Source organism: Subsaximicrobium wynnwilliamsii (assembly GCF_007997225.1).
GTDB classification, from domain to species: Bacteria; Bacteroidota; Bacteroidia; order Flavobacteriales; family Flavobacteriaceae; genus Psychroserpens; species Psychroserpens wynnwilliamsii.
Genome location: NZ_VORM01000004.1, coordinates 299,622 through 322,028 on the forward strand (window position 1 = coordinate 299,622; position 22,407 = coordinate 322,028).

The following is a 22,407-nucleotide window of genomic DNA, read 5'->3' on the forward strand; positions in this document are numbered from 1 at the left end:
AAGGTTTGTTTGAGCTCTCCCGATAATCCCGATAGTTATCGGGATTATCGGGAAGCGAGCCTTGAAAGCCTGACCCTATTTCGGGTAACGCCCAAAATATAATGAAAGCATGAGTAAACTATATTCTCCCATAAATTTTAAAGCTTGGATTGAAGAAAATCGGCATTTATTGAAGCCACCCGTTGGTAATAAAGTGGTCTGGAAAGATGGCGATTTTATCGTCATGGTTGTTGGTGGCCCAAACAATCGTAAGGATTATCATTATAATGAAACTCCAGAGTTTTTCTATCAAGTAGAAGGCGACATTGTTTTGAAGGTCATTGATGAGGGCGAGCCTAAGGACATTCATATAAAGGAAGGAGAGATTTTCCTGCTTCCCCCAAAAGTACCACATTCCCCGCAACGTGGCGCTAATACAGTAGGGTTGGTTATTGAATACAAACGACCTGATGGGATGAAAGATGCCTTGTTATGGTACTGCGAAAACTGCACCACCAAATTATACGAAGAAGATTTTAGCGTGGAGGATATTGAAACCGATATGCCAAAAATATTCGATAAATACTACGGTGACACAGACAAACGCAAATGCCCCAATTGTGGGGAAGTGATGCAAGCACCTAAAAAAGTACAGGTAGAATAGAATTCCTGAGTAATTGTCTGCCGATAGGCAGAGGCAGGAATCTCTCGGCTGAAACCAAAATGAGCATAGGATTAAAAGTCAATCTCACTATGGGCCTTTCAAGATGAAGATGAAGACGAAGATGAAGACGAAGACGAAGATGAAGATGAAGATGAAGACGAAGATGAAGACGAAGACGAAGATGAAGATGAAGATGAAGACGAAGACGAAGATGAAGATGAAGGCTTTTATGTTATTAGACACCATTCTGAATACCAATCAACCACCAACCAACTTTGACTACCAAGATAAATTGTTATAGCCATGTCAACTGCAGATAAAAATGCGAATACTTCCGAAGCACCTAACAACACGCGACGGAAACTTAGAATCAACGGTCACTCCCATTTATTGCCTTATCCTGAGGAAATCCCGCAGTACATGAAAGACAAGGGTATTTTTTGGGTTGATAAGGACCGAAAATTCATGCTGCAAAAAGATTGGAGTCGCCCTGTGACCGATTCCAGTTTCTTTTTAGATGAAAAATTGTCTTGGATGGAGCGTTTTAAAATCGACCATGCGGTCGTTCTAAACCTTTCTCAACTTTACGGCAACGGACTTCGCGTGGAAGAAATGAAACAGGCCTTGCGGTTTCAAAATGATTATAATGCCAAGATTCAACGAGAGAATCCCAGTAAATTTACCTGTGGCTTTGTCGTGCATCCTGGTTTTGTTCGCGGTGCCTGTTGGGAAATTGAGCGTTGTGTGGAAGAATTGGGATTAAGGCTACTCTGCCTTCCAACCCACTATATGGACACCATTGGCACCTGGCGTTGTATTTTTGATGAAGAGAACGAACCCATTTTTGAACTCGCCAATAAATATAATCTCGCGGTGGAGATCCATCCTTATGACGGCGAAAAATTCATCAAATTAGAAAATACAGCCTGGCGGTTTCATTTGATTTGGATGTTGGCACAGTGTGCCGATGCCTATCACTTTTTAACTTTGAATGGCTATCAAGACAAGTTCCCGAACATGCGCACCTGCTTCGCCCATGGCGGACAATTAGCCCAAATAAATCTCGGGCGACGCATACAGGGTTTTGATGGCAGGCCTGACCTTTTTGAAGGCAAGAACCACCCAAGAAAAGCGGTTGGGCATAAAAATATTTTCTTTGATACTTTAGTTCACGATACTGGCGGACTTGAGCTCCTCATCAAAAACCAAGGTTCAAAACAAGTTTTGATGGGCTTAGACGACCCATATCCATTAGGAGAAATGGAAAGTACCCAACAATCTTCCTACCCCGGTAAAATCTTGGACCTCGCCGTGAAACGTGACATTATTGACGAAAAACAGCGCGATGCCATTTGGGAGGATAACGTAATACAATGGTTGTGCGGCGATGATCAAGCAGCGAAAGACAAGCTAATTGCTCGAATTTTAAGTAAATCTTAGTCAAGTTCATTGGTTTTATATCACTACAAGGAGAAAGGTACAGGCTGAGTGATAGTTCTATCATGCTTGATTGACCCCTCACAAAAAAGACAAAGGGATCTACAACTTAAAAAGTGCTGTGTAAAGAACTGATGCGCTAGCACTGCCTAAATGGCCAGGATCTCAATAGTGGATTTAGAGAATAGGCCACTTCTGCAAAACTCTTATAGTGTTGACTAATGCCTATGAAAATCTTAGAAAATGCAATTAGCATTATAATGTTCTTACATCCTAAATATGTAAGAACAATCTATTACTTGAGTCATCTATAATTTTTATTTTACTTAAAATTTCAAAAACCACCAAATGCACTTCCTACCCGAAAAACTAGACCACTACATCGTCTCACATTCTGAACCAGAGCCCGAGCTTTTACAGCAGTTAACTCGGGAAACCTATCAAAAGGTCTTGCAACCCATCATGTTGAGCGGGCCATACCAAGGGCGTGTGTTGAGCATGATTTCTAAGTTGATTCAGCCAAAACACATATTGGAACTGGGTACTTTTACCGGCTATGCCACACTTTGTTTGGCGGAAGGCTTACAGAAAGATGGTGCAATACATACCATAGATGTGAATGAGGAATTATTCGATTTTCAGCGGAAGTATTTTGACGTATCAGAATATGGCACGCAAATCCACCAGCATTTGGGAAATGCTTTAGATATTATTCCTGAATTGAATATGGGTTTTGATTTGGTCTTTATCGATGCGGACAAACCGAATTACGTCAAGTATTTTCATTTGATTATTGAAAAGCTCAATCCGGGAGGCGTGATCCTTTCAGACAATGTGTTGTGGCATGGGAAAGTGCTTGCCCCGGTTGCAGAGAAAGATGATTCAACAAAAATCGTCATGGCTTACAATGAGCTCTTAAAACAAGATGAGCGCATTGAAACCGTTATTTTGCCCATTCGTGATGGATTGACGATAAGCAGAAAACTATAAATTGATATTTGACGCAAAAAAAGCCTTCCGAAGAAAAAAGACTACTGTTATAAGTGAAGCTTACTTACTATGGCGCTTTACAGAACCCGTAAAACCTTCCAACTCATCCTTGACCTTAGTGATCTCACCTTGAATATCCTTGGTGACATCGGTATTGATACCTTGTTTGTTGGCCGTTTTAGTGATTTCAGACTTAATGTCTGTCGAGGCGTCTCTAAGCATTCGCATGCCTTTGCCCATCCCTTTGGCGATTTCAGGTATTTTGTCTGCACCAAAGACCATGACTAAGATGAAGAGAATGAAGATCACTTCCGTAGTACCTATAAATAAGAATGTTGCTAGTTGTATCACGGTACAAATATAATTAGTTGACACCTAATAAAGACATTTATAATCTTAAATTTAAGGGAGCCATTCATAAATTTTTATTGTTGATTTGAATTTGTGCTTAGAAAATAGAAATAACAGGTTATCCATAACAGCTGCTTCTCTTTCAATTTTCGTATGTCAAACACATTGTAAATTACACGACGGCCGATGCTGGTTTTTACCAAAAAACATTGTCCAATTCTCTAGAAAACATGCCGATTAGATCATACTTCCCCAATTGTTTAGAAAAGCGCCTTATCTTTTATTTTGAACTCGCTCCTGCAGATTCTCAATGAAAACAAACAACATCAAGGCTGAAAAGCGCGTCCTAAATTTTTATAATATAAAGGCTTTACAATATGCTCAGACCTGTGCGATTCATAAAACATACGAGGAAAAAACCTCTTTGGATTTCAAGAAGTTCAAAGTTTTATAAGTGTTTATAGTTTCAGATTAAAAAAGTGTTTAATCAAAAAAGAGCCAATTTTTCAATGGGCTCTTTTAAATTAGATGCTTTAAATTAATCTTTCACTTTATCTTTAAACTTATCAAAATCGCTTTCCTCAACCTCTTTTGGCCATGAGTTGTTTGCGGTATCAATATCGGCAGTTTCCAATTTAGGATCTATCTTGATGGAGATGATTTCCTTTTGTGAGGCGATTTCCTTACTCACTTCCTTATCGTTCAATCTCCAAATTTGTGCAGGATAGGTTTCGGTTTTAGCGCTGCCATCTGCATAGGTATATTCCACGATGATTGGCATGACCAATCCCCCTGGTTTTTCAAAGGTAACCGTATAGAAATACTTAGGTTGCTCGATGTTTTTGCGTTCTTCGGGCGTGAAGTTATCCATCATATATTCCTTCAGAGTAGACGAATTTTCTTCAGCAGACCCTTCCTTGAGCTTAGCATCATATTCATCATCTCCTTCCTCTGCCATATAAACCAGATCCATATCGCTGAGATCAATGTTTCTACTGGCTGCATAATTTCTTGCATATTGATTGGGCTCTGAGCTCACATAATATTTTTTCACATCCTTGATGCCTATATCTACCCAATCGGTAGTATAGAACCAGCCTCTCCAGTACCAATCCAGGTCAAAGGCAGATGCATCTTCCATGGTTCTGAAAAAATCCTCTGGCGTTGGGTGCTTGAACATCCACCGTTGAGCATATTCTTTAAACGCATAATCAAACAACTCGCGACCCATAACGGTTTCGCGAAGAATATTTAAAGCTGTTGCCGGCTTCCCATAAGCGTTATTACCAAATTGATAGGTGTTTAAACCCTTGGTCATGATTGGTGCGATATAATCTTGGTTGCCGCCCATATAATAAGTAATGTTCTTGGCTGGGCCACGACGCGATGGATAGGTCACATCTCCAGGAGACAAAGCCGTTGGATGACTCTCGCCAAAATCCTGCTCTGCAACATATTGCAAAAAAGTGTTTAGACCCTCGTCCATCCACGTCCATTGGCGCTCATCGCTATTTACGATCATTGGGAAAAAGTTGTGGCCTACCTCATGGACGATCACACTTATCATCCCGTACTTGGTACGGTCGTCGTATTTTCCGTCTTCGTCGGGTCTGCCGTAATTCCAGCAAATCATTGGGTATTCCATCCCTTGTCGTTTAGCATGTACCGAAATCGCTTTGTGATAAGGATACTCGAAGGTCATGCGCGAATAAGATTTGAGGGTACTTGCCACTGCCCTTGTAGACCATTCTTCCCACAACGGATTTCCTTCTTTAGAATATAGTGATACTGCCATGATATCTCTATCACCAATTTTAACAGCCATCATATCCCAGATGTATTTTCTGGAGGTTGCAAAACCAAAATCCCTAACATTTTCAGCCTTAAGCTTCCAAGTCTGTTTCTTTGTGGAACGGCCTTTCTCTCTGACCTCGGCTTCCGCCTGGGTGGAAATCACAACCGGATTATCAAAGGATTTTTGCGCCTTTTCATAACGTTTCATCATGTCTTTGGAAAAGACTTCACTCCTATTGGTCAACACCCCTGTGGCATCCAACAAATGATCTGCTGGCACAGTAATGTTTACCTCAAAATTACCGAAGGGCAATGCAAATTCATCACGTCCCCAAAATTGGGAATTCTGCCAACCTTCCACATCATTATACACTGCCATTCTAGGGTAGAACTGAGCGATGACATAGTTTCTATTACCATCGGGAAACAGCTCAAAGCCTGAGCGGCCACCATCTTTAACGTGGTCATTGATTTGATACCACCATTTGATATCGAAGGAAAACTGATCACCGGTCTTCATTGGTTTGGGCAACTCCACACGCATCATGGTTTGATTGATCATGTGTGCTAGTGCCTTTCCATCGGTAGTGGTCACTTTTTCGATATTGAAGCCACCTTCAAAACCTTTCTCCAAATAACTTGAAGCGTATGTTGAAGGGGTCATTGCTGGTGTTATTCTGCTTGATTGGATATCTTTGGAAGGCGAATCCTTTTGACGTACATTTTGGTCCAATTGCACCCAAAGGTAGCTCAATTCGTCTGGGGAATTATTGGTATAGGTAATGGTTTCCTCTCCTGTTAACACAGCCGTCTCATCATTGATTTCCACATCCATTTTATAATCTGCCTGTTGTTGATAATATCCAGGTCCAGGGGCGCCAGATCCTGTTCTAAACATATTGGGCGTAGCAAACTCATCATAAAGTTGCTTGAATTTGTTTTGATTGGTGTGACCGGGCTTTCGGGCTTCTGTGTCGGCATCTTGATCTTGAGCCATCGCATTTAAAGATAAAAATGCTAAGCAGAAGCTAAGGTATTTGAAGAATTTCATGTGTTGCAAATTGTTATAGTGGTTTAAAAGTTTAAATATTGGGTTTGGTCCTGTACAGCGCATACGAGATTGAATCTTTCGCCATTGACCTTGATTTTGAGGACGTTTCTTTGATCGGGGAATTTATCGAAAAGCACGGTATTGCTAATCTCCATTGTTTTTACTGAAGCCACATCTTGGATCTCCAAATAACAGACCACTTGATCGTTATCATACTCTTTCCCAACAAAATCGATTGTAAGCTCTTTAGTATTGACTTTGATATCCAATTTGGCCGCCAAATATTTTTTAATGTAGTCATTGACGGAAGCTTTTTCATCTGCTTCTGTAAGTGTTATTGAGTCATCGTAACGTTCGCGTAGTGTAAGCTGCAAATCTGATACATCGATTCGGGTGATGATTTGAAGTGATTTTTTGGACTTCACATATTCCATCTGGGTCACGCTCACGTAATATTTATGAGTTGTCATTGTGGAAAGCAAGGGGAGCACGAGCGCCAATACTAAGATTTTTAATTGCGTCATAATTGATGGAATGCGTAAATGTAGCAATTTTTATAAGGAATTTAGAACAACAAAATGTTAATTCCGGGAATGAAGACGATCCCGATAGCTATCGGGAGAAGATGAAGACGAAGATGAAGACGAAGTTATAGGGGGAAATCTAATTCTTGACCAGTTCATCGTCTTTTGCAAATACCAACAATTTTTGAGTCAAGAACTCAAACATGGCCATACCATTGTTAGTATCACAGAGCGCCAAGAAGTTGGGATCTTCGGAAACATAAAAAAAAAATTCAAATTTTAGTCTTTCTTCGATGTCATGTTCTCCAAACAGAATATCTGAAAAGTCTGATTGTACACGTGTCATACAAAGCTCTTGGGCCTCTACACGCACCCTGTTTTTCATTTCCTTGGTGCGACCACTAATTCGGTTAAGGATTTTATGCAGGTTTATGGCCAATCCAGGACCAATAGGTGTGACATACAAGGCTACAAAATCACCGTTATCTGCTTCGTAGAGTCTTCGCTCGGTTTGGGTTTTTCGTTTGCCTGTGTATCCTGGAATGCCCACATCATAAAAGTTGATGTCGCGCTCAGCGTCGCTATTTTCAATGTCGGATATTAAATTACCAGTCAAAATCTTACCGACAATGACCTCATCCAGCGCATTGATTCGATCCTTTAATTCGAGTTCCAAGAACCTTGAATTCATCATTTGTTGATCAACCTTTAGGGTCACTGGCTCATATTGCACACTACTTACCAATATATCATCGCCCAAACTAATTGGCAACTTGAAGCTTCCGTCGCTATTGCTAACCGTAAATTTTTGTGCTGTAATATTGAGTACATAAATGCCTTCGAGTTCGGCATTTGCAGAGATCCTTCCGCGTAATTCCACAGATTGGGCACCGAGTAACAACACCTTCAGCACAAAAAATGAAATCGCTATGACTTTACTGACCTTCATTCCTACTTTTGAATTCTTTTAATTTAGCAGTGAGATACTCTACCATAGCCAAATCATTATCTTGTTTACTTAACTCCAGAAACTTAGGATCTTCAGCAGCAAAAAAGAAAAACTCATTGCGTTTTAACTCAGCCAAATTGTCGATTTCAAAGAGCACCTCGGCCAATTCGGACCTGGTGCGATTCATCCTGAGATCTTGATCCTCGATCTTGACTCGGTTTTTGAGCTGTTTTGTGCGACCTGTAATCCAATTGATGATCGGGTTTAAAGGCACTATCCCACCACCGGTTGTGGCTTCGTTGAGTCGACGCTCGCTTTGGGTCTTCCGCCGGCCTGTATATCCAGGGATGCCTAAATCATAAAAATTAGGTTCGCGTTTTGCCTCGCTATTGCCAATGTCTAAAAGCAGATTCCCAGTCAACACCTTACCTACCCTCACTTCGTCAAGTGCAGTGACATTATCTTCAAGATTAACCAACACTTGCTTGCTACGCACAATGCCTGCGTCAATCCCTATCTCTTTAATCATGTATTGCAATGCTGAAATGATGAGCGTATCACCAACTTGGGCAGCGATTTCAAAACGGCCTTCGTCATCGCTAATGTCATAACGACCAGCAGTTTTGTTGATGATGTTCACACCAACCACCTCACCAGAGGCGAATATTTGCCCATCAATGGTCTTGCGCTGTGCCTTGGCTCCCAGTGTGCCAAGAAAAGCAAGGCAGAGCATAATGAGACTATTTTTTTTCACTTGCTTGGTTTAGAAATGTTTTGCTCTTTTTATTCAAGATTTCCAAAAAGGCCATTTCATTACCATAATTAAGCAGATTGAAATCAAAATTTTCATCTTCCACATACTGAATAAATTCCTCAACGCGATGCTCAGGAATGCCAAAATTATCGACAAGAAAATTAGATCCCATATAATATTTTATAGCAGCATTAGGCACTGGTGGCATCTCAACGCCTTCCTGCGCTTTTGCATTGGATCGAAACAATGGCAGTAGCAATTGGTCCACCACATTAACGATGTTCAAACCGTTGACCATTTGCGGCACTTGAGAATGAACCGCTTCGTTTGTAACCTCAGAGCGGTAATCATCAGAAAACACATATTCATCCTGTTTCTTGATGCCAAAATACAATGCGTCGAGCTTAGGATTAAAGGTTTTCACTTTTTCAACATCGGTGCCTAAATTTCCTGATAAACTGGATGTGAGCACCAGCACCTCGGGGAGCTTATTGATTTCCTCAATCAAAAACACACGAATTCTTCTAGAATCTATCATGGCCTGAGTGATCTTGATATCAAAATTTTGGTATTGCAAGGCCCTTACCTCCAAATTGTCATTCAGTTTAGCCTTTATTTTGAATTTACCGTTTTCATCGGTGGCTTCTCCTTTATTTGACGAGGTGTTAAAAATGGTAATACCTTCGACGTCACTATCTTCTACGATAATTTTACCGTTAATCTGAACACGTCCCACAGTTTGGGATATGGCGACCATCGAAGTCATTAGAAAAATGGATAAAAGTAATTTGAGTTTCATAGTTAGGGCGTTTAGTTAGCATTGTTAAAGAAAAGATATTCCAGTTTAAAGTTGAACCTTTTGCTTTTAAACTTTTGTTAAAAGCCAATCATATACCTAAATTTACGACAAAATAAGGCAAATGAAAAATATTATCATCGCCAGTACCTCTGCGCTTCACGGCGGCGGCCCGTTGGAATATCTTCTGGACGAATTGAAGCTGTTTTTTAAGGACACTCCTGAAATTTTATTCATTCCCTACGCTAGACCAGGCGGGATTTCATATGATGACTATACTGAAAAAGTAAGTGTTCCATTTAAAAGCATTGACAAAACAGTAAAAGGCATCCACGAGTTTGAGGATCCCAAAGAGGCCATAAAGCAAGCCAAAGCCATCTTCATAGGCGGCGGAAACACTTTTGTGCTCGTAAACCAATTGTACAAAAACGGACTTTGGGAACCCATTAAAAACGAAGTGAAAAACGGAACGCCGTATTTAGGCACCAGCGCAGGCAGCAATATTTGCGGCCTTACAATGAACACCACTAATGATATGCCAATCGTATATCCGCCTAGTTTTAAGACCTTTGGTTTTGTGCCTTTTAACATCAATCCGCATTATCAAGATCCCGATTTAAACAGCAAACACATAGGCGAAACCAGAGAAACGCGCATCAAGGAGTTTCATGAGTTCAACTCACAACCCGTTGTGGGGCTCCGGGAAGGCAGTTGGTTAGAGGTCAAAGACAAATCAATTGTACTAAAAGGTAATTTAGACGCTCGTGTTTTTGAATATCATAAGGCCGCTTATGAGGTTAAGGTAGACACCGAGCTCAACATTTTAAAATAACCATTAGCTAAAAAAAAATGTGAATCGCGCCTGAAACGAAAGTACACTAAGCCTTAAAAATGTTTCAAAAAGTGATACCCCAAAATCTCAAACCCCTCATTGTAATACAATTTATGTGAAGGATAATTTTGGACGTAGGTATTCAACTCTGCGCTATTGCAGCCTTTGGCTTTGACGTGGGCGTAAATCCAAGCTAAGAATTGCTTTCCCAGTCCTTGATTGCGATAATCCGTTTCAATATAGACGTGATCCAATTCAACCGTTTTCCCAACGTAATGTCTGGTCGAAAACCAAAGGCCAGACATACCAACAAGCTGCTTTTGATGATAAATCACAGCACATTCGTAATTCTGGTTTACCATTTCGCTAAACCGTTCTCTTAAAATGGCTTCGGAATTTTTCGCGTTGCTAAGCTTTTGAATCATGGGAATGATTTGAAAGATTTCTGAAGCATCAAGAATTTTAAACTGAAAGTCCATCGGAAGAATTTTTGAGTGAAGATAGAATTTTTTGTTTAAGTTTGAATGCTCATCAGCGCTGGAAATACATGGATAGCAAAATTATAAATGAGACTTTTTTCGTAAAGGATATTTCGGCAAAAGACACTTACGCAGTGCGACACCCCGTCTTGAGAGCAGGAAAACCTATGGAATCTTGCGTATTTTCCAATGATGATTTAGAAACCACATTTCATTACGGACTTTTGAAAGGCAGCAAACTCATTGGTGTTGCCTCCTATTTCAAAAATGGAAACGCAAGTTTTTCCGAAGTAAAACAGTACCAACTTAGAGGCATGGCCATTTTGGAAAACTTTCAAGGCCAAAAGCTCGGCGATTTACTTTTAAAAGAGACGGAGCAAATGATGGCATTAAAATCGGTAGCCCGTATTTGGTGCAACGCCAGAGTCAGCGCTGCGGGTTTTTACACAAAGAATGGGTACAGCATTATTGGCACTGCTTTTGAGATTCCAGAGGTCGGGATGCATTATGTGATGACGAAGGTCGTTTAATTGTTTGTTGTCTGTTACCTGTTGTGTGTTGTGTGTTGTCTGTTCTCTGTTTTCTGTTACCTGTTGTGTGTTGTGTGTTGTCTGCAAATAATAATTTTTCAGCTAAACACCTTTTTTTGCACAAATAAACCATTTAGGCATGAGGGATTGGGGATTAGGTATTAGGTATTAGGCAAGATTAAATCATAATGAAAAATAAGTTGATTGTTGAACTTACCCATTTCAAACTTTGAACTTTGAACTTTGAATTTTGAATTTTGAATTCTAAAACATGGACAGAAAAAAATTCATTCAAGCATCATTACTCGGCAGCTTAGGAATCGCGCTGATGCCGCAGCTATCCTTCGCTGTCAATACTGAAATCTCATACGAAGAACTTATTGGGAAAGGTCAACCAGAACTTTTTGGGACCGGTTACCAATTGCGAAAAGAGACAAATGAGGCTTTTATAAAAATGGCTGCGGAAGCTTTAAAAAGTGATATCAAAATCCAAGTGGTGTCCAGCTACCGAAGCTTCGAACATCAAAACCGCATTTGGGAACGCAAGTACAAACGCTACCAAAACCAAGGTCTTTCGCCAGAGGCTGGCATTGCAAAAATTATTGAATACTCCACCATCCCTGGGACTTCAAGACACCATTGGGGCACAGATCTGGACATTATCGATGCTCATGTTAGACAACCTTCTTCAGTTTTGCAAGCCCAACATTTTGAGGAAAATGGGTGCTACCGAAAACTAAAACTATGGATGGAAACCCATGCCAAATCATTCGGGTTTTTCCTGGTCTATACCAAAGAGCCGTCCCGAAAAGGCTTTAAATATGAGCCATGGCATTATAGCTATAGAGCACTCTCGCAAGGCTACCTCCAAACCTATAAAACCTTCGATCTTAAAACCATCATTAGCAAGGAACAACTCATGGGTCATGATTATTTTTCAGAAGCATTCATCAATGCCTATTTAAAAGAACATATGCTGGACATCAATCCTGATCTCCTCTAAAGACAAGTCCTCAAGGCCGATCGTCCAGTTTGTGAAATTCCAAGAAACGAATTCCCAAATCTCAAATCCCATACTCCAAACTCCAAATATATTATCTAAGCCTAAATTTAGATATCTAAAACCAAAAAAAAGCTCGCATGTTGAGGCTATTGGAACTAAAAACGCCCTGATTTCTCAAGGCGCTTTTGTGGCTAACTCATTCTAATTAATCTAAAATATCAAACAAAGTTTAAGATTCCAATTGTCGTAAATACGATAAGGCATCGGTTGCATTTGATAATTCGGCGTATTTTTCTGCAGTCATGCCCTTATCAGATTTGACTTTGAGCTTGGCGCCTTTTTCGACCAGCAACTTTAGAATATCAGTTCGGTTAAACTTCGCTGCATACATTGCCGGCGTTAAACCCAAAGATTTTGCGTTGATATCTGCGCCTAAATCAATTAGCTTTTTGGCGGTCTCGTAGTCGCCTTTCAATATGGAAAGGCAAAACGGACTAATTGTTTGATTTACTACAACTTCCTTGGTGGAAATCGTAGCGATTTCATTTGTTGCATTGAGGGCGTTGATTGAGCACCCTAATGCGATTGCGATAATTACTGCTGTTTTTTTCATGATGAATACATTTAAAAGGTTTAATTGATTGTGATTCTATTAAAAAGACGATCAAATTTCGAAAGCGTTACAGTCAAAGCCAATCAATGACAGTATTTTAAACAGTTGCTAACAAATTGCTTAAACCTGCATCGTAAATTAACGTGCGCCAAAATCAAATCGCTAAAAAGGGCGCTAATTGGTTTAAGACTGCTATTTTGTGAGCTTGAAAATTAGTGATCCCCTTAGAAACTTTTTATATTTGGGATTCAAAACAAAAACTGATGAACAAGAAAGTCATTTTAATGATTCTAGATGGTTGGGGATTATCACCAGACCCAAAAGTTTCAGCAATAGATAATGCAAACACGCCTTTTATAGATTCCCTTTACACTAAATATTCGCATGCCACTTTAAGAACCGATGGTTTAAACGTAGGTCTCCCAGAAGGCCAAATGGGCAATAGCGAAGTGGGCCACATGAATTTAGGCGCTGGTCGCATCGTTTATCAGGATTTGGTCAAAATCAATTTGGCAGTGAAAAACAATACGTTGAAAGATGAACAAATTTTGGTAGATGCGTTTACATATGCCAAAAACAACTCTAAAGATGTTCACTTTTTAGGCTTATTGAGTGATGGCGGTGTGCATTCACACATTGAACACTTATTTGGACTCATTGATGCTGCAAATGACTTTGGAATAGACCATTCTTACGTTCATGCCTTTACCGATGGCCGGGATGTAGATCCCAAATCGGGCTTTGGCTTTGTCACTTCACTTCAAGAACACATCAAAAATACAAATACCCAATTGGCAACAGTTACTGGACGCTACTACGCAATGGATCGTGATAATCGTTGGGAACGCATTAAGGTCGCCTATGACGCCTTGGTAAATGGAGTGGGCAAACACAGTGGTAACGCTACCCAAAGTTTGGAAAATAGTTATGATCATGATATTACCGACGAATTTATAGAACCCATAATCATGACCAATGCAGATGACGATCCAGTGACTTCAATCAAGAATGGAGACGTGGTCATCTTTTTCAATTTCAGGACAGATCGTGGTCGCGAGTTGACCAGTGCCTTATCGCAAATGGATTTTCGCGAGCAAAACATGCATAAATTAGATCTCTACTATGTAACCATGACTAATTATGATGCTTCGTTTACAGGAACCAAGGTTGTGTATACCAAGGATAATCTTTCTGAAACCTTGGGAGCGGTCTTGGAAAAAAATGAGAAAAAGCAAATCCGTATTGCAGAAACCGAGAAATACCCCCACGTAACATTTTTCTTTTCGGGCGGGCAAGAAACGCCTTTCAAAGGTGAAACCCGAATATTAAGAGACTCCCCAAAAGTGGCCACTTATGATCTCAAACCCGAGATGAGTGCTTTTGAGCTTACCGATGCCTTGGTGCCAGAACTTGAAAAAGGCGAGGTGGATTTTGTATGTCTTAATTTTGCCAATGGCGATATGGTTGGCCATACAGGCGTTATGGAAGCTGCCATAAAGGCCTGCGAAGCGGTTGATACTTGTGTAAAGCGAGTCATTGAAACAGCCTTGCAAAATGATTACGCCACCATACTCATTGCCGATCATGGCAACTGTGAGACCATGATCAATCCCGACGGATCACCAAATACGGCGCATACCACGAACCCTGTTCCTGTTATTTTGATTGATAATGATAAAACCGCAATCAAGGATGGTGTTTTAGGCGATATCGCTCCTACCATTCTTAAACTCATGGGCGTGGAACAACCCAAAGTGATGACCCAAGCAGCTTTGGTTTAATTGCTTCGGAAAAAATTGAATAAATATCTTAATTTTGCCAAGTCATAAGCAGCTAGAGTCAGTATGAATTTTTTGGAAAAACTAGTTATTGCGGTCGATTTTGATGGGACCATTGTGGATGATGCTTATCCGCGGATAGGGAAACCCCGTATTTTTGCCTTTGAAACTTTAAAGCGCTTACAAAAAGATGGACATCGTCTTATTTTGTGGACCTATAGAAGTGGCGACCGCCTAGAAGAAGCAGTGCAGTTTTGCAAGGATAATGGCATCAACTTTTACGCAGTGAATCACAGTTTCCCTGAAGAGGTTTATGATGGCAACATCAGCAGAAAAATCAATGCCGATTTATTTATTGACGACCGAAACATTGGCGGTGTCTTAGGTTGGGGAGAAATCTATCAACTCATTACTAAGGAAGAACCAGACCTCTCTTCAGTAAAACCGAAAAAAGGGCTGTTTTCTTTCTTCAGGAAATAAATTAGCGCATGATCAATTCAAAATAGTCTTTATCAATACGTTCTTGATGATCGGGATGCGCAATGTCTACCAAGGATTTCACACGTTGCTTGATGGTTTTTCCGTAGAGATTGGCAACGCCATATTCCGTGACCACATAATGCACGTGTGCCCTAGTGGTTACCACTCCTGCACCTGGATTTAAAGATGGCACAATTCTGCTAATGCCTTTTTTCGTTGTGGATGGCAATGCAATTATGGCCTTTCCGCCGTCACTCAATGAGGCAGCACGCATAAAATCCATTTGACCACCAACACCAGAATACATGTGTGGGCCAATAGAATCTGCACAAACTTGACCAGTAACATCCACCTCAATGGCTGAGTTGATGGCGACCATCCTCGGGTTTTGCTTTATAACAGCAACATTATTAGTGTAATTGGAAGCCCGCATTTCTACAAACGGATTATCATCTACATAGTCATACAAACGTTGCGACCCAATCAAGAATGTTGACAAGGCACGACCGCGATTGACTTCCTTATAGTTGCCATTGATGACATTGTTTTGAATGAGATCAATCACGCCATCAGAAAACATTTCGGTATGCAGCCCTAAATCCTTATGGTTGGTCAAACGCGTCAATACCGCATTGGGTATACTACCAATGCCCATTTGCAAGGTGCTTCGGTCTTCAATCAAATTTGCGACATGATCACCAATTTTGTTTTCAATAGCAGATGGTTTTGCCATCAAATGCTCTGGTAAATGTTCATCACTTTCTACAAAAGCATCAATTTCTGATACGTGGATGATGCCTGCACCATGGGTTCTTGGCATGTGTTTATTAACTTGGGCAATCACGTAAGGAGCATTGTCTATCGCAGCCAAAGTGGCTTCAACTGAGACGCCCAAAGAACAATACCCATGACGGTCTGGTACCGACACATGAATCAATGCGACGTCCAAATCTATGATGTTGCGTTTGAACAACAATGGCAATTCGCTCAAGAATACCGGAGTATATGAGCCATTGCCTGCTTTGAGGGTATGCCGTATGTTTTTTCCTATAAAGAAGGAATTGACGTGAAAACTATCTCTCAAATCAGGATTGGCGTAAGGCGCCTCACCTTCAGTATGGAGATGGCACACTTCAACATCTCTTAATTCTTCATGCCTTGCCGACATTGCGTTAATTAAGACTTGAGGTGCAGCTGCTGCTGCCTGTATATAAACTCTGTCTTTGGATTTAATTTTTTTGACGGCTTCTTCAGCCGATATTGGATTATATTTCTTCATAATTTTCAATCAGTTTGCCACAAAAATATAAGGTTTATTTGGTTTAGAACCTGAGAACAATCAGGCTTTATAATAGTTTAACAAACCTTTTTAAATACTTACCTTTGCACATATTTTTGAGATTATGATCATAGCAAAAACAAGAGAAGAAATAGAATTGATGCGCCAAAGCGCCCTAGTGGTTTCCAAAACCTTGGGTATGTTGGCAAAAGAAGTCAAGGTTGGCATGACCACGAAAAAACTGGATACGCTAGCCGAGGATTTTATAAGAGCCCAAGGTGCCATCCCAGGATTTTTGGGCTTGTATGATTGTCCGTCAACCCTATTATGCAGTATCAATGAAGCCGTAGTGCATGGTTTACCCACAAATGTACCTTTGAAGGAAGGCGACATTGTCTCCATTGATTGCGGTGCTATCCTTAACGACTTTTATGGTGATCATGCCTATACTTTTGAAATTGGCGAGGTTGCTCCCGAAACCAAAAAACTAATACAAACCACAAAAGAATCCCTCTACATGGGTATTCGCGCGCTCAAGTTGGGCAATCGCGTGGGTGATGTGGGATTTGCCATTCAAAACCATTGTGAGGCGGAAGGCTATGGCGTAGTAAGAGAGCTTGTAGGCCATGGTTTGGGCAGAAAAATGCATGAAGATCCAGAAATGCCAAATTACGGGCGTCGAGGTCGAGGCAAAAAATTTATTGAAGGCATGGTAGTCGCCATTGAACCCATGATCAATTTGGGAACCCATAAGGTAAAACAGCTTAGTGATGGTTGGACCATTGTTACACTGGACGGGAAACCAAGTGTGCACTTTGAGCATGATGTGGCAATTATTGATGGGAAACCCGAAATTTTATCCACATTTGGTTATGTGCATGAGGCCTTGGGGATTAGTTCTTTGGAAGAGGATGAGTTTAGACACTAATTCCACCAATTTTCACTAATTTGTGTATTTTATTTTCAATTTTTATAGCTATATCAATTTTTTAAATGGACCGTCATGCCAAATCTAATTTACAAAGAAGATGTCTATAAAATTATTGGAATATGCATGGAGGTTCACAATCAATTAGGACGCGGTTTTAACGAGGCAGTTTATGCAGATGCATTGGAAATCGAATTCGTCCAGAATGAAATGATTTATGCTAGAGAAATAAAATACACTATAAATTATAAAGGAAATATCTTACCTCATTATTACAAAGCTGACTTTATCATTAACGATTCAGTTGTTTTAGAAATCAAAGCGATCAGTTCTCTTACCGATTCCCATATTAAACAAACGCTAAATTATCTGGCTGCTTCAAAATTAAAATTAGGACTTTTAATTAATTTTGGAGAAGATAGTCTCAAATATAAACGCATCATTCTTTAATATGGTTGGTGAAAATTCGTGAAATTCGTGTCTAAACAACTTTTTAAATACATCCTCAACACCATCCCCAGACCCATCCTCATTAGGTTGAGCTATGTAGCGCGCCCTGTTTTGGCGTTAGCTTTGACAGGAGACACATTTACCGATCCCATAGATGGCAAAAGCTTCAAAACATTTTTGCCTTATGGCTACGGAAACCAGCGCAACAATGTACTCTCCCCTTCTACTTTGAGCTTGGAGCGGCACCGGTTGTTATGGTTGTACCTTAAAAGAGAAACCAATTTTTTTACTTCGGAAAGCAGCACAGAGCCAAAGAAAGAAGTCCTGCATTTTGCGCCGGAACAATGCTTTTTGAAACGCTTTAGACAACTGAAGCATATCGATTATACCACAACCGACTTACTTTCGCCCATTGCCGATGTGAAAGCCGATATTTGTGACCTCCCATTTAAAGATAATAGTTACGACCTGATTTTTTGCAATCACGTTTTGGAGCACATCCCAGACGACACGAAGGCCATGGAAGAATTGTACCGCGTGATGAAACCTGGTGGGTTTGGAATTTTTCAGATTCCGCAGGATCTTAATCGAGAAGTCACTTTTGAGGACGACTCCATTACCGATGAAAAGGAACGCGCCAGAATCTTCGGCCAATATGATCACGTAAGGGTTTACGGACGCGATTATTTTGATAAATTAAGAAAAGTTGGTTTTAAAGTGGATGAAGTCGATTTTACTGCTAGCCTTTCCGAAGCAGAAATAGCAAAATACTGCTTGGCGAAAGGCGAGATTATTCCTGTGGTTTATAAATAACTAAATAGCGCTTACATCAATGACACAACAAATAATAATTGCCACTGCTGCCTTTTTTGGCATGCTATCCGTAATATTTGGTGCTTTTGGGGCTCATGCCTTGAAGAACATTTTATCTAATGAACAGCTACACAGTTTTGAAGTTGGTGTTAAATACCAAATGTATCATGCCATTGTATTGCTGGTTTTAGGCTTCAATCACAATGGCATAAGCGCTGCAATCTATTGGTGCTTCACCATAGGGATACTATTATTCTCATTTAGTATTTACGGGCTGGTCCTATCTAGTGCCAAAGGAAAAAAACTTCGGTTTTTAGGTCCAATCACGCCAATTGGCGGCATGTTATTAGTTATTGGCTGGTTACTGGTATTAATTAATGCTTTTTAAGCGCAGATGAATTATAGACTACTGCCCATAAGGGAAGTTTAGACGTGAAACTTTTAAGGTTTATTCAGGAAACCCATTCAAACTCACGTTTTCTAATTCGTTACTTTCATTTTCAATGATTAGAAACGCCTTCATTTCTGGATGGTATTCTAAAAATGAGCTTATGGCTCCAACCTCCATCGCCTGAAAAGCAGTGGCATAGGCATCTGCTACCATGCAGTTTTCAGCGATTACAGACACACTTAAAATATTTGTTTTTGAAGGATAACCTGTTTTGGTATTGATGATGTGAGCATAACGTTTTCCTTGAGCGTCCGTCTTGAATTTCCTATAGGTACCTGAAGTTGCCATGGCTTGATCCTTTAAGTTGATGGCTTTATAAACCGAATTTTCTCCGTCAAAACGCGGTTGGTCCAATCCTACTCGCCAAGCTTGTTGCTTTTCAGTATTGATTCCGCGACAGCGTATTTCACCTCCAATTTCAACGAGATAGTTCTCGATATTTTGTGATTCTAAAAAATCGGCAATCACATCAACACCATAGCCTTTAGCAATTGCATTGAAATCGATAAAAGTCGCTTTCGGTTTAATTATTTTATTACCGTTTAGCGACACACGATCCAGACCCACTGAGAGCATAAGGCTATCAATCTTTAAACTGTCAAGATCTTGGATGCGGCCTTCGGGACCAAAATTCCACGCATTAACTACTGCACCAATGGTTGGATCGAAAACGCCATTGGTTTTTTGATATATTTCTTTTGAAGCTTCAAAGACCTTTATAAAATGTGAATCTACAAATGCATCCTCGTTGCGATTGATTTTTGAGATATCGGAATCTGGAATGTAAGTGGACATGGATTGGTTAATGATTGTAAACAGGCTATCAAACTGCTTCGTATACCCTTCGGTAGAATCGTAAATCACATTATAGGAAGTCCCAAAAACAGGTCCAGACAGCTTGGTGTTTTCGGGTTCGTTGTTGCAAGCGAAGCATAAAAAAATGACTACTAAATAAGGTAAATGTTTCATAAAAATTGAGGCTTTAATTGAGATTGGGTTCTATAACTTGAATGCCGTTATACTCAATAAGATATTCTTCGTTTAAATACACTGGCAAATGTTCACCGCTAGGATTCCCAATCCCCACGCCGGCGTAGAGTACTTTCGCATCCTTTTCAAAAGCGTGCTTTTTGAACGTTTCCATCCAGATCAGGTCATAATTGTTAGGGTTTGCCGGTAATAGCACGGCTTTTACAATCACGAAAAAGTACTGACTGGTTTTATCGATACACACAAATTGTGGATGCCTCTTCAACTTACTGTTGACGGCGATGAACTCGAACCCGCGTTGCTCCAAATCCTTACCCACATGGTTCATGGCAAGGTTGTGAAGTTCTTGTTTTGTTAGTGCTTTGCCCATGCTACAAAAGTAATAAAAGTTTAGCTTAGCCCTTATGCATTATGAAAAACTTAAGTATAAATCCCCCTAAGAACTTCGGTTATTTTTTGGAGATATGGTCCAAAGCATGATACTTCAACTAAACCACTCTGCACTGAAAGTACAGAGGTTTTTGAAAAAGGACTGAAAGTCCTACTATATTAGTCAAACATAAGAAAACGTATCGAATCACTCGTTTTAGATTATTTCGAATCACTAAAGTATTGCAATGAAATTGCAGGGTTTGAAACCCTAATTTGAGACCAATCAATAAGCTCGGGGCCGGCCCACGAGATATGAATTGAAAGATATTTTTTGTCGAGGCAAGCTTTGGGGAGTAAAACATTCTGGAGGGATTTAGAAAATACTTCTTATAAAATCGAAAAATAGTATACATCTACCTAAGGGCCTACCTGTGCTGGGTCTGGCCGGCTGAATGTTCGTTTTTGATTCAACATCCATTTTATCCATTGGGTAAGTTTCAGCCATTCATGTACAGTTCAATATTTAATGATTTTGAATGATTTAGAACCGCCGTGGTTAAGGCTTACATCAACCAGATAGATTCCAGCCGGCGCATCAAATTCCATCTCAACTGTTTTTACTGAAGCATATTTTGAAGTGGAGATGATTTTCCCCGTGATATCTGTTATTTGAAATGTGACTTTAGCGTATGTTTTGCCGAGATCTATTTTAAAATTACCTTGGTTTGGATTTGGATAGCATAAAATGGTTTTGGTAACCGCAATATCGATAAGACCCAAAAAAGCCGAATCCATCTTGTAGATCCAATAATCATAAGCTCCTTGCGAAGCCTGCATTTTGTCGCCTGCAATATTAGAGTTTGAAGTAGTTGCGACAACGAATCCGCCATCTGGTCTAAGGGCAACATTTGCAGGAAAATCAGAAAGATCACCACCTATTATTTTTTGTCCCGTTATAACTCCCAAAGCATTGAGATTCACAAACCAATTGTCAACCAAACCCATGGACGGCTCAGTTCTATTGCCAGTACCATCCGCTTCAGAAGAACCAGTTATCAAAAAGCTACCTTCCTCTAATTCTACTATATCTGTTAGAAGATCATCATAGTTGCGACCTAGGGTTCTATCCCAAATTAGAGCGCCGTCACTATCTAGTTTTACGACCCAATAATCTAAGTCACCAACAGGATCTTCAGATTTATTGCCAGAAATCGGGGAATTTGAATAGCCCCCTACAAGAAAGCCTCCATCTAATGTTGCAATGGCATCAACCCCAAAATCAAGCTCCGTACCTCCTAGGGTTTTATCCCATCGCACATTTCCTTCGGCGCTTAAATTGATAACCCAATAATCATCACTACCGATAACATTTTCTGACTTGTTTCCTGAAATATTTGAAGATGAAGCTGTATTTATGATATATCCCCCATCATTGGCAAACGCGATTGAACTAAAAATATCAAAGGAATTACCGCCTATGGTTTTTTGCCAAACAATTGCTCCATTTTGATCCAATTTAAGGACCCAAATATCATCTTCTCCTTTTGACGGATCGGTTTTATCTCCTGAAACTCCCGAGTTTGAACTACCAACAACCATATAACCACCATCTATGGTTTGAAGTCCTTTGGGTCCGTAATCTGTATTACCACCGCCATAGGTATGCTGCCATACTATAGTTCCGGTAGCATCTAATTTCAAAATCCAATAATCACTAGATCCATTCGAATTTTCCGTCTTGTCGCCCGAAATATTAGAATCGGAATCTGCTGTAACCAAGTAGCCGCCATCATCGGTTTGGCATATACTGCCCAAGCCATCAAAATTATTGCCACCAATGGTTTTTTCCCATTCCAAGGCACCTGTTTCATTTGTTTTCACGATCCAAATGTCCCAAGAGCCATTAGAATCTTCTGTTTTATCTCCAGAAATATTAGATAAGGACTCACCTCCCAAAATATATCCGCCATCGCTAGTTGGGCTTATTGACAAAACCTCATCTGAAGCGCTTCCGCCAATGGTGTTTTGCCAAAGTATAGCAGGGTCTTGGGCAAAAACTGAAGCCATGCCTATAAAAAATATGAGTAAAGTAATTGTAGTTTTCATAATGCTGAAATTTT

At 40.1% G+C, this 22,407-nt stretch carries 24 protein-coding genes; 12 read left to right on the plus strand and 12 right to left on the minus strand.

Going from position 1 to position 22,407, the window contains the following annotated elements:
- The first annotated feature begins 109 nt into the window (after window positions 1–109).
- From ESY88_RS05715 to ESY88_RS05725, 3 genes are all read left to right on the plus strand, one after another.
- Window positions 110–643 (plus strand): 3-hydroxyanthranilate 3,4-dioxygenase, encoded by a 534-nt coding sequence (locus ESY88_RS05715; protein WP_147085668.1) that lies wholly within the window; start codon window positions 110–112, stop codon window positions 641–643.
- Between the two features lie 303 nt (window positions 644–946).
- Window positions 947–2,083, plus strand: coding sequence for an amidohydrolase family protein (locus ESY88_RS05720; protein ID WP_147085669.1), 1,137 nt, complete (start codon window positions 947–949; stop codon window positions 2,081–2,083).
- A gap of 345 nt (window positions 2,084–2,428) precedes the next feature.
- Entirely contained in the window at window positions 2,429–3,070 is a 642-nt protein-coding gene (locus ESY88_RS05725; RefSeq protein ID WP_147085670.1) for an O-methyltransferase, read from the plus strand.
- Window positions 3,071–3,130: 60 nt separating this feature from the next.
- Here ESY88_RS05725 and ESY88_RS05730 read toward each other — a convergent pair whose 3' ends face one another.
- The 6 genes from ESY88_RS05730 to ESY88_RS05755 form a co-directional block, all read right to left on the minus strand.
- Entirely contained in the window at window positions 3,131–3,421 is a 291-nt protein-coding gene (locus ESY88_RS05730) for a Sec-independent protein translocase subunit TatA/TatB (RefSeq protein WP_147085671.1), read from the minus strand.
- Window positions 3,422–3,959: 538 nt separating this feature from the next.
- Complete coding sequence (locus ESY88_RS05735; RefSeq protein WP_147085672.1) at window positions 3,960–6,266, minus strand: M1 family metallopeptidase; 2,307 nt, start codon at window positions 6,264–6,266, stop codon at window positions 3,960–3,962.
- A 23-nt stretch (window positions 6,267–6,289) separates the two neighbouring features.
- Window positions 6,290–6,790 carry a DUF6702 family protein gene (locus ESY88_RS05740; RefSeq protein WP_147085673.1) on the minus strand — a complete coding sequence of 167 codons (501 nt, stop codon included), beginning with the start codon at window positions 6,788–6,790 and terminating at the stop codon, window positions 6,290–6,292.
- A 139-nt stretch (window positions 6,791–6,929) separates the two neighbouring features.
- Window positions 6,930–7,739, minus strand: a complete 810-nt coding sequence (locus ESY88_RS05745) for a carboxypeptidase-like regulatory domain-containing protein (RefSeq protein ID WP_147085674.1) — start codon at window positions 7,737–7,739, stop codon at window positions 6,930–6,932.
- On the minus strand, window positions 7,726–8,493 hold the full coding sequence (locus ESY88_RS05750; protein ID WP_147085675.1) for a peptidase associated/transthyretin-like domain-containing protein: 768 nt from the start codon (window positions 8,491–8,493) through the stop codon (window positions 7,726–7,728). The genes ESY88_RS05745 and ESY88_RS05750 overlap by 14 nt, the downstream gene beginning before the upstream one ends.
- A complete protein-coding gene (locus ESY88_RS05755; RefSeq protein WP_147085676.1) occupies window positions 8,480–9,292 on the minus strand; it encodes a carboxypeptidase-like regulatory domain-containing protein in 813 nt (270 codons plus the stop codon). The genes ESY88_RS05750 and ESY88_RS05755 overlap by 14 nt, the downstream gene beginning before the upstream one ends.
- A gap of 121 nt (window positions 9,293–9,413) precedes the next feature.
- Between ESY88_RS05755 and pepE the strand changes: the two genes are divergently transcribed.
- Window positions 9,414–10,121 carry a dipeptidase PepE gene (gene pepE, locus ESY88_RS05760; RefSeq protein WP_147085677.1) on the plus strand — a complete coding sequence of 236 codons (708 nt, stop codon included), beginning with the start codon at window positions 9,414–9,416 and terminating at the stop codon, window positions 10,119–10,121.
- A gap of 53 nt (window positions 10,122–10,174) precedes the next feature.
- Here pepE and ESY88_RS05765 read toward each other — a convergent pair whose 3' ends face one another.
- Window positions 10,175–10,600 carry a GNAT family N-acetyltransferase gene (locus ESY88_RS05765; protein ID WP_147085678.1) on the minus strand — a complete coding sequence of 142 codons (426 nt, stop codon included), beginning with the start codon at window positions 10,598–10,600 and terminating at the stop codon, window positions 10,175–10,177.
- Window positions 10,601–10,668: 68 nt separating this feature from the next.
- On the opposite strand from ESY88_RS05765, the gene ESY88_RS05770 reads away from it, so the two are divergent.
- Together ESY88_RS05770 and ESY88_RS05775 are read left to right on the plus strand one after the other, a co-directional pair.
- Complete coding sequence (locus ESY88_RS05770) at window positions 10,669–11,130, plus strand: GNAT family N-acetyltransferase (RefSeq protein ID WP_147085679.1); 462 nt, start codon at window positions 10,669–10,671, stop codon at window positions 11,128–11,130.
- Window positions 11,131–11,401: 271 nt separating this feature from the next.
- Window positions 11,402–12,133, plus strand: coding sequence for a M15 family metallopeptidase (locus tag ESY88_RS05775; protein ID WP_147085680.1), 732 nt, complete (start codon window positions 11,402–11,404; stop codon window positions 12,131–12,133).
- 229 nt (window positions 12,134–12,362) lie between these two features.
- On the opposite strand, the gene ESY88_RS05780 is transcribed toward ESY88_RS05775, so the two are convergent.
- Window positions 12,363–12,746 (minus strand): ankyrin repeat domain-containing protein, encoded by a 384-nt coding sequence (locus ESY88_RS05780; protein WP_147085681.1) that lies wholly within the window; start codon window positions 12,744–12,746, stop codon window positions 12,363–12,365.
- 263 nt (window positions 12,747–13,009) lie between these two features.
- Here ESY88_RS05780 and gpmI point away from each other — a divergent pair, with 263 nt between their 5' ends.
- Complete coding sequence (gene gpmI / locus ESY88_RS05785) at window positions 13,010–14,527, plus strand: 2,3-bisphosphoglycerate-independent phosphoglycerate mutase (protein WP_147085682.1); 1,518 nt, start codon at window positions 13,010–13,012, stop codon at window positions 14,525–14,527.
- 63 nt (window positions 14,528–14,590) lie between these two features.
- Window positions 14,591–15,004 (plus strand): BT0820 family HAD-type phosphatase, encoded by a 414-nt coding sequence (locus ESY88_RS05790; protein ID WP_147085683.1) that lies wholly within the window; start codon window positions 14,591–14,593, stop codon window positions 15,002–15,004.
- Between the two features lies 1 nt (window position 15,005).
- On the opposite strand, the gene ESY88_RS05795 is transcribed toward ESY88_RS05790, so the two are convergent.
- Window positions 15,006–16,283, minus strand: coding sequence for an acetyl-CoA hydrolase/transferase family protein (locus ESY88_RS05795; protein WP_147085684.1), 1,278 nt, complete (start codon window positions 16,281–16,283; stop codon window positions 15,006–15,008).
- Between the two features lie 124 nt (window positions 16,284–16,407).
- On the opposite strand from ESY88_RS05795, the gene map reads away from it, so the two are divergent.
- From map to ESY88_RS05815, 4 genes are all read left to right on the plus strand, one after another.
- The gene (gene map, locus ESY88_RS05800; protein WP_147085685.1) at window positions 16,408–17,211 is read left to right on the plus strand and encodes a type I methionyl aminopeptidase; all 804 of its coding nucleotides are present in this window, start codon (window positions 16,408–16,410) and stop codon (window positions 17,209–17,211) included.
- A gap of 75 nt (window positions 17,212–17,286) precedes the next feature.
- Entirely contained in the window at window positions 17,287–17,661 is a 375-nt protein-coding gene (locus ESY88_RS05805; protein WP_147085686.1) for a GxxExxY protein, read from the plus strand.
- A gap of 27 nt (window positions 17,662–17,688) precedes the next feature.
- Window positions 17,689–18,474, plus strand: coding sequence for a class I SAM-dependent methyltransferase (locus ESY88_RS05810; protein WP_147085687.1), 786 nt, complete (start codon window positions 17,689–17,691; stop codon window positions 18,472–18,474).
- Window positions 18,475–18,493: 19 nt separating this feature from the next.
- Window positions 18,494–18,862, plus strand: coding sequence for a DUF423 domain-containing protein (locus tag ESY88_RS05815; RefSeq protein WP_147085688.1), 369 nt, complete (start codon window positions 18,494–18,496; stop codon window positions 18,860–18,862).
- 60 nt (window positions 18,863–18,922) lie between these two features.
- Here ESY88_RS05815 and ESY88_RS05820 read toward each other — a convergent pair whose 3' ends face one another.
- The 3 genes from ESY88_RS05820 to ESY88_RS05830 all read right to left on the minus strand — a co-directional run bounded on the left by ESY88_RS05820 (window position 18,923) and on the right by ESY88_RS05830 (window position 22,393).
- Window positions 18,923–19,894, minus strand: a complete 972-nt coding sequence (locus ESY88_RS05820) for an FAD:protein FMN transferase (RefSeq protein WP_147085689.1) — start codon at window positions 19,892–19,894, stop codon at window positions 18,923–18,925.
- 13 nt (window positions 19,895–19,907) lie between these two features.
- Window positions 19,908–20,285 (minus strand): Na(+)-translocating NADH-quinone reductase subunit F, encoded by a 378-nt coding sequence (locus ESY88_RS05825; RefSeq protein ID WP_147085690.1) that lies wholly within the window; start codon window positions 20,283–20,285, stop codon window positions 19,908–19,910.
- Between the two features lie 518 nt (window positions 20,286–20,803).
- Entirely contained in the window at window positions 20,804–22,393 is a 1,590-nt protein-coding gene (locus ESY88_RS05830; RefSeq protein ID WP_147085691.1) for a T9SS type A sorting domain-containing protein, read from the minus strand.
- Between the last annotated feature and the right edge of the window lie 14 nt (window positions 22,394–22,407).

What these genes read in the sequence shown, in the direction of transcription:
- ESY88_RS05715 (WP_147085668.1), top strand. Translation starts at nt 110, where the DNA reads ATGAGTAAACTATATTCTCCCATAAATTTTAAAGCTTGGATTGAAGAA.
- ESY88_RS05770 (WP_147085679.1), top strand. Translation starts at nt 10,669, where the DNA reads ATGGATAGCAAAATTATAAATGAGACTTTTTTCGTAAAGGATATTTCG.
- ESY88_RS05780 (WP_147085681.1), bottom strand. Translation starts at nt 12,746, where the DNA reads ATGAAAAAAACAGCAGTAATTATCGCAATCGCATTAGGGTGCTCAATC.
- ESY88_RS05805 (WP_147085686.1), top strand. Translation starts at nt 17,287, where the DNA reads ATGCCAAATCTAATTTACAAAGAAGATGTCTATAAAATTATTGGAATA.
- ESY88_RS05815 (WP_147085688.1), top strand. Translation starts at nt 18,494, where the DNA reads ATGACACAACAAATAATAATTGCCACTGCTGCCTTTTTTGGCATGCTA.
- ESY88_RS05830 (WP_147085691.1), bottom strand. Translation starts at nt 22,393, where the DNA reads ATGAAAACTACAATTACTTTACTCATATTTTTTATAGGCATGGCTTCA.
- ESY88_RS05790 (WP_147085683.1), top strand. Translation starts at nt 14,591, where the DNA reads ATGAATTTTTTGGAAAAACTAGTTATTGCGGTCGATTTTGATGGGACC.
- ESY88_RS05740 (WP_147085673.1), bottom strand. Translation starts at nt 6,790, where the DNA reads ATGACGCAATTAAAAATCTTAGTATTGGCGCTCGTGCTCCCCTTGCTT.
- map (WP_147085685.1), top strand. Translation starts at nt 16,408, where the DNA reads ATGATCATAGCAAAAACAAGAGAAGAAATAGAATTGATGCGCCAAAGC.
- ESY88_RS05755 (WP_147085676.1), bottom strand. Translation starts at nt 9,292, where the DNA reads ATGAAACTCAAATTACTTTTATCCATTTTTCTAATGACTTCGATGGTC.
- ESY88_RS05720 (WP_147085669.1), top strand. Translation starts at nt 947, where the DNA reads ATGTCAACTGCAGATAAAAATGCGAATACTTCCGAAGCACCTAACAAC.
- ESY88_RS05825 (WP_147085690.1), bottom strand. Translation starts at nt 20,285, where the DNA reads ATGGGCAAAGCACTAACAAAACAAGAACTTCACAACCTTGCCATGAAC.
- ESY88_RS05765 (WP_147085678.1), bottom strand. Translation starts at nt 10,600, where the DNA reads ATGGACTTTCAGTTTAAAATTCTTGATGCTTCAGAAATCTTTCAAATC.
- gpmI (WP_147085682.1), top strand. Translation starts at nt 13,010, where the DNA reads ATGAACAAGAAAGTCATTTTAATGATTCTAGATGGTTGGGGATTATCA.
- ESY88_RS05735 (WP_147085672.1), bottom strand. Translation starts at nt 6,266, where the DNA reads ATGAAATTCTTCAAATACCTTAGCTTCTGCTTAGCATTTTTATCTTTA.
- ESY88_RS05745 (WP_147085674.1), bottom strand. Translation starts at nt 7,739, where the DNA reads ATGAAGGTCAGTAAAGTCATAGCGATTTCATTTTTTGTGCTGAAGGTG.
- ESY88_RS05820 (WP_147085689.1), bottom strand. Translation starts at nt 19,894, where the DNA reads ATGAAACATTTACCTTATTTAGTAGTCATTTTTTTATGCTTCGCTTGC.
- pepE (WP_147085677.1), top strand. Translation starts at nt 9,414, where the DNA reads ATGAAAAATATTATCATCGCCAGTACCTCTGCGCTTCACGGCGGCGGC.
- ESY88_RS05725 (WP_147085670.1), top strand. Translation starts at nt 2,429, where the DNA reads ATGCACTTCCTACCCGAAAAACTAGACCACTACATCGTCTCACATTCT.
- ESY88_RS05775 (WP_147085680.1), top strand. Translation starts at nt 11,402, where the DNA reads ATGGACAGAAAAAAATTCATTCAAGCATCATTACTCGGCAGCTTAGGA.
- ESY88_RS05795 (WP_147085684.1), bottom strand. Translation starts at nt 16,283, where the DNA reads ATGAAGAAATATAATCCAATATCGGCTGAAGAAGCCGTCAAAAAAATT.